Source organism: Mucilaginibacter sp., assembly GCF_041663085.1.
Classification (GTDB): domain Bacteria; phylum Bacteroidota; class Bacteroidia; order Sphingobacteriales; family Sphingobacteriaceae; genus Mucilaginibacter.
The window spans coordinates 23,921-32,258 of record NZ_JBAZRC010000034.1 but is presented as its reverse complement, the minus strand read 5'-3'; the positions used below and the strand labels follow the sequence as shown (position 1 = coordinate 32,258).

The following is an 8,338-nucleotide window of genomic DNA, read 5'->3' as shown; positions in this document are numbered from 1 at the left end:
GCGGCCAATTTCTTCATCGGGGGTGAACAATATTTTTATCGTTCCGTGCTTAATTTCAGGGTGATTGATCAACTGGTAACAGGCGTCCATAATTTCTGCAACGCCGGCTTTGTTATCCGCGCCAAGCAGGGTATTGCCTGATGCCGTTACAATATCATTCCCTAACTGATTCTTCAAATCGGGGTGATCCTGCATGCGGATCACCTGCGTGTTATCATCAGGCAAAATAATATCTGCGCCTGTGTAGTTTTTATGCACAAGCGGTTTCACATCCTTTCCGCTGCAATCAGGCGCGGTATCCATATGCGAGCAAAAGCAAATCACCGGGATATCCTTCTTCTCGCTGTTTCCCGGTATAGTGGCATAAACATAGCCGTATTCATCAAGATGCGCATCAGTAACGCCAATCTCTAAAAGTTCGCTCACCAGCAGGCGGCCAAGGTCCTTTTGTTTTTCTGTTGAAGGGATGGTTGGCGATGCAGGGTCCGACTGCGTATCGATCTTCACATATCTTAAAAACCTATCGGTAACTGTAAAACTTAGCGACGTATTAAAATCCATAGAAAGCTTATATTAGTAAAAAATTTATTTGCCCGGATGTATTTTTTAACCGGCAGCTAAATTGTAAATATCAAACATAAAATTCATTGAAAAAGTATCTTTTATTTATTGTACTGGCCTTCGCTTTTTATCAAAGCAAAGCGCAGGGTAGCTTAAATTATGCTACGTATGGTATTGGTATCAGCGTAAGCGAAAATCACCCATACGCGGATCTTAAAAGGGAGTATAATAATAAATCGTTTGCAATAACCGGCAACTATTTTTATACCCCGTATGTGCCTATAGGTTTAGAATTTCAGTTTGGGAAACTATCCGGCGGGGGTAATACCCCTGACCTTGACAGAGACCTTCGCCGTTTTGAAAACAATTACAAAGCACTTATTCTCCACATGGATGTGCAGTTGGGCGAGGTTATAAGTTACGAACGCAATGTTTTTTTAAACATCATTAAAAACTTTTATGCAGGCGCAGGTGTGGGCGGTATATATAATAAGGTTGATGTAAACAGAACACAAGCCGGCTCAAATCCGGTTTATACCTTTCCCGGTAAGGATAGCGGCGTTAACCTTATTGTGCCCTTGCGTTTTGGCTATGAGTTTAAATTTTATAACGCTTACGACCAGCCAAACATACGCCTTGATATTGGTTATCAGCATAACCTTACCTTTGGTGAAGGTATTGATGGCTATGCCGACCCATCAACAAAATTTAAAAACAATGCCCTTGACCAGTACAGGCAAATAACTGTTGGCATTAAGGTTAACCTTGGTGGCGAGGGCTCTTACGATAGAGACATAAGAGGTAACTAACGTGAATATAGAAGAACTACGCGATTATTGCCTGGCAAAACCGGCTGTTACAGAAGGGCTCCCTTTTGGCGAAGATACACTGGTGTTTAAAGTTGGCGAAAAGATATTTTTGATAACCAGCCTTGGCCAGTCAAGCTTTAATGTAAAGTGCGACCCGGAATATGCTGTAGAACTGCGCGAACAATTCGATGAGGTTACACCCGGCTATCATATGAATAAAAAGCACTGGAACACCGTACGTACTGATGGCTCTTTAACCAACAGGCAGCTGCGCGATATGATAGACCATTCTTATGAACTGATCTTAAAAAGCCTCCCTAAAAAACTACAAGCCGAGATCACCGGTGAATAATGTTATGAAAAAAAACATCTTCCTGCTACTTTCCGTTTTTTATTGCCTGCAGGGCTATGCACAGCAAACCCCGTTTGAGCTAAGTAAGGATAAGAATTATACGGCTACTTATGCGCAGGTTGTGGCATATTATAAAAACCTGGCAAAACAACAACCGCAAATGCGCCTGTTCAATTACGGGTCAACAGATATTGGCAAGCCTTTAACCCTTGTGGTATTATCAAAAGACAAAGTATTTGACCCTGCCCTTATCAAAAAGCAAAATAAGCGGGTACTGCTTATAAATAATGGCATCCACCCCGGCGAGCCCGAAGGCATTGACGCCAGTATGATGCTGGTGCGCGACCTGCTTAAAAAGAACCAGTTACCTAAAGATGTAGTGCTTTGCTTTATCGCACTTTATAATATTGATGGCAGCATTAACCGTGGGGTATCACGCGTTAACCAAAACGGCCCGCGGGCTTACGGTTTCAGAGGAAACTACCGTAACCTCGACCTTAACCGCGATTTTATAAAAGGTGATAGCAAAAACGCCCTGGCTTTCGCCCAGATCCTGAACACCTGGCAGCCGGAGGTTTTACTGGATAACCATACCAGCGATGGTGCCGATTACCAATACGTGATGACACTGATAGAGACCCAAAAGGATAAGCAAAACCCCATACTGGCCAATTATACCACCAAAACACTTACTGCCGACCTGTACAAAAACATGAAGAAGAGCGGGTTTGAAATGATCCCTTACGGCGCCGGCGAGCAGGGCCTGCCCGATAGCGGCATTGTAAGTTTTATGGAAACGCCTCGCTTCTCTACAGGTTTTGCCGCGCAACACAACATTATCAGCTATATGACGGAAACACATATGCTGAAACCTTTCGACAAAAGGGTTTGGGCTACATATACTTTTATGCAGCACCTCATCAGCATTTGCCAGCGCGATGCCAAACTGTTGGGCACAATGAAAAAACAGGTTGATGCCGAAGTAAGCAAACAAAAAACATTTGCCTTAAACTGGAAACTGGACGAAAGCAAGGTTGATACCATCACCTTTAAAGGTTACACCGCCGAATATAAAACCAGCGACGTAAGCGGCCTTAAACGACTTTTTTACGACCGTGAAAAGCCTTATACCAAACTTATAAAGTTCTACAACACCTATAAAGCTACTACTACGGTTGATAAGCCGATAGCCTACATTATCCCACAGGCATGGGGTAAGGCAATAGACTTATTTAAGCTAAACAAAGTTGCCATGAGCCGTCTGGCACATGATACCACCCTGAGTTTACAGATGTACTACATTGGCGATTACAAAACACCGGCGAAACCCTACGAAGGGCATTACATCCACAGCAATGTGCAGCTGAATCCGGTTGATACCAAAGTGCGTTTTTATGAAGGTGACTACGTTGTATATGTAAACCAGCCCATTAACCGTTACATTGTAGAAACTTTAGAGCCTCAGGGCGTAGATTCATTTTTTGCCTGGAACTTTTTTGACAGCATGCTTGGGCAAAAAGAATACTTTTCGGACTATGTATTTGAAGATGTTGCCGCCCAAATGTTAAAGGATGACCCGGCCCTGCGCAAAAAATTAGACGACGCCAAAACAGCCGACCCAAAGTTGGCAGCCAGCGCTGCCGCGCAGTTAAACTGGGTGTACCGCAATTCGCCCTATTTCGAAAAAACATTCCTGCGCTACCCTGTAGGCAGGCTGTTAACCAATACTAACCTCGACTTAAAATGATAGAGACCTTTTTGATGGCCCCCGTGGCTTCAATTATATTTGTAATAACGCTGGCCACTTCGTTGATGGCTTTTTCTAACCACAACATTTATGGTAATTTTATACTGAACCCGTACGGTGTATCGCGTGGGCAAAGGGTTTATACCGTTATTACCAGCGGCCTAATCCATAAGGATTGGAACCACCTGTTCTTTAACATGCTATCGTATTACTTCTTCGCTTTTATGCTGGAAGGTTTAATAGGACATTGGCAGTTTGGTGTACTATATGTGCTCAGTTTAATCTTAAGCGACCTACCCTCTATCCAAAAACATAAAGAGGATATCTGGTACAACAGCCTGGGTGCTTCGGGCGCTATAAGCGCGGTGGTATTTAGTTTTATCATGTTTGCGCCTACAGCAAAAATGAGCCTGCTATTCTTGCCTATACCTATGCCAGCCTGGGTATTTGGTGGCTTATACCTTGTGTATTGCCATTTTGCATCAAAACACGCGCGCGATAATGTTAACCACGACGCTCACCTTTATGGCGCGTTAAGTGGTATAGTGATCACCTTTGCGTTGCATCACAATATTTTTAATGAATTTGTGAGCCAGTTTACCGGGGCAGAGCAATAGTATCGGCGCTTATTTTGTTTCCGGCTTCATCAAACAGGTAGCTTACCGGTTTTTCTGGGTTTTTGATGATCTCTAACAACAGGAAGCCCCAGTTTTTCCAAAAGTTCTCCAGTACCTGTCCGTAGGTTTTGTTTTGCCATTCATCAAATAATGGCTTGCTGCTTATACCGCGCAGCGGCATATCCTCAATATAAATATCCTCGCCAACGGGTAAAATATTATACTCGGGCAGGCGGTTAAACAGGTAGTTGGAGTAGAAAACGCGGCCGCTAAATTCCTCAAATTGTATGGGGTGCAGCGTATCTTCTTTTACCTGGCTGTAAATTTTATGGTGATAGCCAAAATTGGCGCTGTTATCCTGCAGGCACATCACAAAACCAAAATCTTTTATCCGCAGGGCGAAGGTTTGGGTGTTTATCTCATCGCGGTAGCCAAATTCTTCGGGTTTGTTATCTACCTTAAATAAAAACAGGCTGTAAGGCTTAAACTCTTCAAATTGTATAGGCAGGTTAACGCTTTGCAGCATCAGGTGCAGGTGGCTGAATTTATGGATGATGGCCTGCGAAATGTTAAACTCCTCGCCCTGCGCATGCATCATTTTTATCCCCGACTGAATCTCGTTAAAGATAATGCCGTACAAAAGCTTGCTGGTCCACTGAAATAGCTTTAGCTCGTCTAAAGCTTTTACACCTTCGTACCCTTTGCTAAATGCTTCAGCTATCTCGTTTTCAAGCGGCTCTAAAAATTCATCATTTACCCGTGCCGAGCAAGGTATCTTCAGGTCCTTATAAGTAGCAATGCTTTCGTCGAGCAGTTTAAAGGGTTGGTCTTCCAGATTGTAAAGGCTCATCAGCCATTGCGGAAAAACCTGGATCTTTTCTTCCTCGCTTTGCAATGCATCCCCTGTAAGGAAACATTTGGTATTGCTAAAATTAAACTTTTCGAACGGTGCGTAAATTTCTGCCGGCATGGCTGCAAAGATAAGCAGGATTTTAACACTAAAATTTTAGCTTTGATATTTGACATGCAGCTTACTTATCAACCATACGAATTACTGCTGAAGCATACTTTCACCATTGCTAAGTTCTCGCGTACATCAACCCCGCTGATGCTGGTGCAGATAACGCACGAAGGCCAAACGGGTTATGGCGAAGCATCTATGGTGCCCTATATGGGCGAAAGCCACCAAAGTGCCGCTGCGTTTTTGAGCAAGGTGGATGTAAGCCAGTTTAACTATCCTTTCGATTTCGCAGCCATCATTAACTACCTGGATAGTATAGCCCCCGGCCAGCCGGCTATCAAAGCCGCTATTGATATTGCACTGCATGATTTGGATGGCAAACTGCAAAACAAACCCTGCTGGCAGCTTTTGGGTAGCGATCCGGCAAAAATGCCGGTTACCAGCTATACTATAGGTATAGATACCAAAGAGGTCATTATCCAAAAAGTAAAGGAAGCTGAAGGCCTTAAGGTGATCAAAGTAAAGCTTGGTCGCGATAGTGATAAGGAACTGATCCAAACCATCCGCTCGGTTACCGATGTGCCGCTTTATGTGGATGCCAACCAGGGCTGGACAGACCGCAAGCAAAGCCTCGACATGATCTATTGGCTTCGGGAGCAGGGCGTGCAACTGATAGAACAACCTATGCTAAAAACCGATATAGATGGCAACGCCTGGCTTACCCAGCACAGCCCTATCCCTATTATTGGCGATGAAGCGGTGCAGCGCCTGGCAGATGTTGAAGCAGCCAAAGGCGTCTATCATGGCATCAACATCAAACTCATGAAATCGGCCGGGATGTATGAGGCACACCAGATGATCAATAAAGCCCGCCAACTGGGGCTGAAAATACTAATAGGCTGTATGAGCGAAACCAGCTGCGCCACCCTTGCCGCCGCCGCGCTTGCCCCTCAATGCGATTGGGCCGACCTGGACGGGCCTTTGCTTACTACCAATAACCCTTATCAAAACCCTAAGATGGTTAATGGCAAATGGGTATTAAGTGATGAGGCAGGCTTGGGGGTAAGGTTCAATAATTAACCACAAAGAGCACAGAGTTGAATTTCCATCTCTGTGCTCTTTGTGGTTAATAAAATTGCAAATCCTTTGTGTCCTCTGTGGTTAAATACCCATAAACCAAACACCCTTTTTCGCCGTTGTTGGTGTTGTCACCAACAACATTTAGGACGGCTAATTTGCAAGATTGGATGCATGGCGGCTTGTTGGTGACAACACCAACAAGGGCGAAATAATTAACCACAGAGGGCACCGAGATTTTTCACAAAGGTCACAGAGTTGAATTTCCATCTCTGTGCTCTTTGTGTTAATAAAATTGCAAATCCTTTGTGTCCTCTGTGGTTAAATACCCATAAACCAAACACCCTTAAATCAAAAAAGGGATGCCGTAGCACCCCCTTTTCTTCTTAGTTAGTTAGTCAGTTATAGTTCAGTTATTATAGTTCTTCGTCATGTTGTGTTACGTCCAAACCTGCAAGCTCTTCTTCAGGAGTAACGCGCAGCGGGCTTATCAGGTCGGTAACTTTAAGCAGGATAAATGCACCTACAAAAGCAAATACCGATACTGCAACCAGTGCAACAACGTGTTTTACAAATAATGCGGTTTCGCCATAAGCTAAACCTTCGGCACCTGCGCTGTTAACCGCTTTGGTAGCGAAGATACCGGTCATCAACATACCAACCATACCACCTACACCATGGCAGGGGAATACGTCTAAAGTATCGTCGATATTGGTTTTGCTTCTCCAGATAACTACCAGGTTACTTACAACCGCAGCAACTATACCCACAATAAGCGAGCTTGATACGGTGATATAACCCGCAGCAGGCGTTACAGCCACTAAACCTACAACAGCACCTATACAAGCGCCCATTGCAGATGGTTTTTTACCTCTCAGGATATCAAAGAAAATCCATGACATGGCTGCAGCAGCAGATGCAGTAGTTGTAGTAGCCAGTGCAGTTGCAGCAAGCTCACCAGCACCTAATGCAGAACCTGCGTTGAAACCAAACCAGCCAAACCATAGCAAGCCGGTACCTAATATTACGTAGCTGATACGTGCAGGGGTGTGAATTTCTTCGGCGCCGGTACGTTTTTTAAGATATAATGCTGATGCCAATGCGGCCCAACCTGCAGACATGTGTACAACCGTACCACCCGCAAAGTCTAATACACCATATTTAAAGAAGATACCTTGTGGGTGCCAGGTTGCGTGGGCGAGGGGGATATAGATCACTATGATAAATAGTGTGATGAAAATTAAGTACGAATTGAAACGGATACGCTCTGCAAATGCACCGGTAATAAGCGCCGGTGTAATAACCGCAAATTTTAACTGGAACATGGCGAAAAGAATAACCGGGATAGTACCACCTAACCATGCAACACCTAAAGTGTTCTGCATCATGAAGAATGATTTAGGATTGCCAATTAAGCCTAAGCCGCCTATATCATCGCCAAATGCCATGCTGAAACCAAATACAACCCAAATGATTGTGATAAGGCCCATACAAACAAAGCTTTGCAACATGGTAGATATAACGTTCTTTTTACGCACCATACCGCCATAAAAGAAGGCAAGGCCCGGTGTCATTAATAATACAAGTGCCGTAGAAATCAGCATCCAGGCAATGTCAGCACCATTGTAAGTCGTCGCCGGTTTAGCAGCCGCAACGTTACCCGGATACATGAATGCAAGTATCACTACAATAACGAGAATTCCAAAGGGTACAATTTTTTTCATTGTTTTAGTTTAAGTGGAAAGTTTAGTTAGTTAATTAATAGTTGTATTATTCAGGTCAGTATCTTTTAAGTGCCGGTATTAGTTACCGGTACGCTTAGTTCGCCAAAATGCTTTTTCCATATACAGCGTCGGCCCAGGGTGCAACCTGCAAGCCGATGCTGTATAAACTAAATTGTGATTTATATAAACTGTCGCGGTGTTTAGTTCTTTATTGAAGTAATAAAAGCTCTTTTTTGGGTTTTTATCGTATTTGCGAGAGTAAAAAATGGCTGAATTTGATAAAAACACCTCATTAATGCGACTTTCTAAGAGAAAAAACCTCAGCGAAATAGCCAATTCAGAAATAAAGGCTGAAATAATTTCACAAACACCCTCAAAAAAGGCTAAAAATGTTGAAATATATTTCTTTTCCATCAATTTCATATGCTAAAATAACAATATTAAAATCATATTGTCAATAAAAACTATGAAATTTTATTATTTTTTTTAA

General features: G+C 43.3%; 8 protein-coding genes and 1 pseudogene. 5 read left to right on the top strand and 4 right to left on the bottom strand.

Annotated features, from left to right (window positions below; translation table 11 throughout):
* Positions 1-561: pseudogene (locus tag WC615_RS09095) on the bottom strand (peptidase T); the annotation flags it as partial.
* An 86-nt stretch (positions 562-647) separates the two neighbouring features.
* Between WC615_RS09095 and WC615_RS09090 the strand changes: the two are divergent.
* From WC615_RS09090 to WC615_RS09075, 4 genes are read left to right on the top strand one after another with little or no spacing between them, the layout of a single operon-like run.
* The gene (locus WC615_RS09090; RefSeq protein ID WP_372977790.1) at positions 648-1,370 is read left to right on the top strand and encodes a hypothetical protein; all 723 of its coding nucleotides are present in this window, start codon (positions 648-650) and stop codon (positions 1,368-1,370) included.
* A 1-nt stretch (position 1,371) separates the two neighbouring features.
* Positions 1,372-1,722, top strand: a complete 351-nt coding sequence (locus WC615_RS09085; protein WP_372977789.1) for an MmcQ/YjbR family DNA-binding protein — start codon at positions 1,372-1,374, stop codon at positions 1,720-1,722.
* Positions 1,723-1,726: 4 nt separating this feature from the next.
* Positions 1,727-3,469: a M14 family zinc carboxypeptidase gene (locus WC615_RS09080; protein ID WP_372977788.1), complete on the top strand. Its 1,743-nt coding sequence runs from the start codon at positions 1,727-1,729 to the stop codon at positions 3,467-3,469.
* Positions 3,466-4,086, top strand: coding sequence for a rhomboid family intramembrane serine protease (locus WC615_RS09075; protein WP_372977787.1), 621 nt, complete (start codon positions 3,466-3,468; stop codon positions 4,084-4,086). The genes WC615_RS09080 and WC615_RS09075 overlap by 4 nt, the downstream gene beginning before the upstream one ends.
* Here WC615_RS09075 and WC615_RS09070 read toward each other — a convergent pair.
* A complete protein-coding gene (locus WC615_RS09070) occupies positions 4,067-5,056 on the bottom strand; it encodes a hypothetical protein (RefSeq protein WP_372977786.1) in 990 nt (329 codons plus the stop codon). The genes WC615_RS09075 and WC615_RS09070 overlap by 20 nt on opposite strands.
* Before the next feature lie 54 nt (positions 5,057-5,110).
* Here WC615_RS09070 and WC615_RS09065 point away from each other — a divergent pair, with 54 nt between their 5' ends.
* Positions 5,111-6,127 (top strand): dipeptide epimerase, encoded by a 1,017-nt coding sequence (locus WC615_RS09065; RefSeq protein ID WP_372977791.1) that lies wholly within the window; start codon positions 5,111-5,113, stop codon positions 6,125-6,127.
* Positions 6,128-6,540: 413 nt separating this feature from the next.
* On the opposite strand, the gene WC615_RS09060 is transcribed toward WC615_RS09065, so the two are convergent.
* The gene (locus WC615_RS09060; RefSeq protein ID WP_372977785.1) at positions 6,541-7,848 is read right to left on the bottom strand and encodes an ammonium transporter; all 1,308 of its coding nucleotides are present in this window, start codon (positions 7,846-7,848) and stop codon (positions 6,541-6,543) included.
* Positions 7,849-7,926: 78 nt separating this feature from the next.
* Entirely contained in the window at positions 7,927-8,262 is a 336-nt protein-coding gene (locus WC615_RS09055) for a hypothetical protein (protein ID WP_372977784.1), read from the bottom strand.
* Positions 8,263-8,338: the final 76 nt, after the last annotated feature.

Coding starts and splice junctions, on each gene's coding strand:
- WC615_RS09060 (WP_372977785.1), bottom strand. CDS start 7,848: ATGAAAAAAATTGTACCCTTTGGAATTCTCGTTATTGTAGTGATACTT.
- WC615_RS09080 (WP_372977788.1), top strand. CDS start 1,727: ATGAAAAAAAACATCTTCCTGCTACTTTCCGTTTTTTATTGCCTGCAG.
- WC615_RS09075 (WP_372977787.1), top strand. CDS start 3,466: ATGATAGAGACCTTTTTGATGGCCCCCGTGGCTTCAATTATATTTGTA.
- WC615_RS09070 (WP_372977786.1), bottom strand. CDS start 5,056: ATGCCGGCAGAAATTTACGCACCGTTCGAAAAGTTTAATTTTAGCAAT.
- WC615_RS09065 (WP_372977791.1), top strand. CDS start 5,111: ATGCAGCTTACTTATCAACCATACGAATTACTGCTGAAGCATACTTTC.
- WC615_RS09055 (WP_372977784.1), bottom strand. CDS start 8,262: ATGGAAAAGAAATATATTTCAACATTTTTAGCCTTTTTTGAGGGTGTT.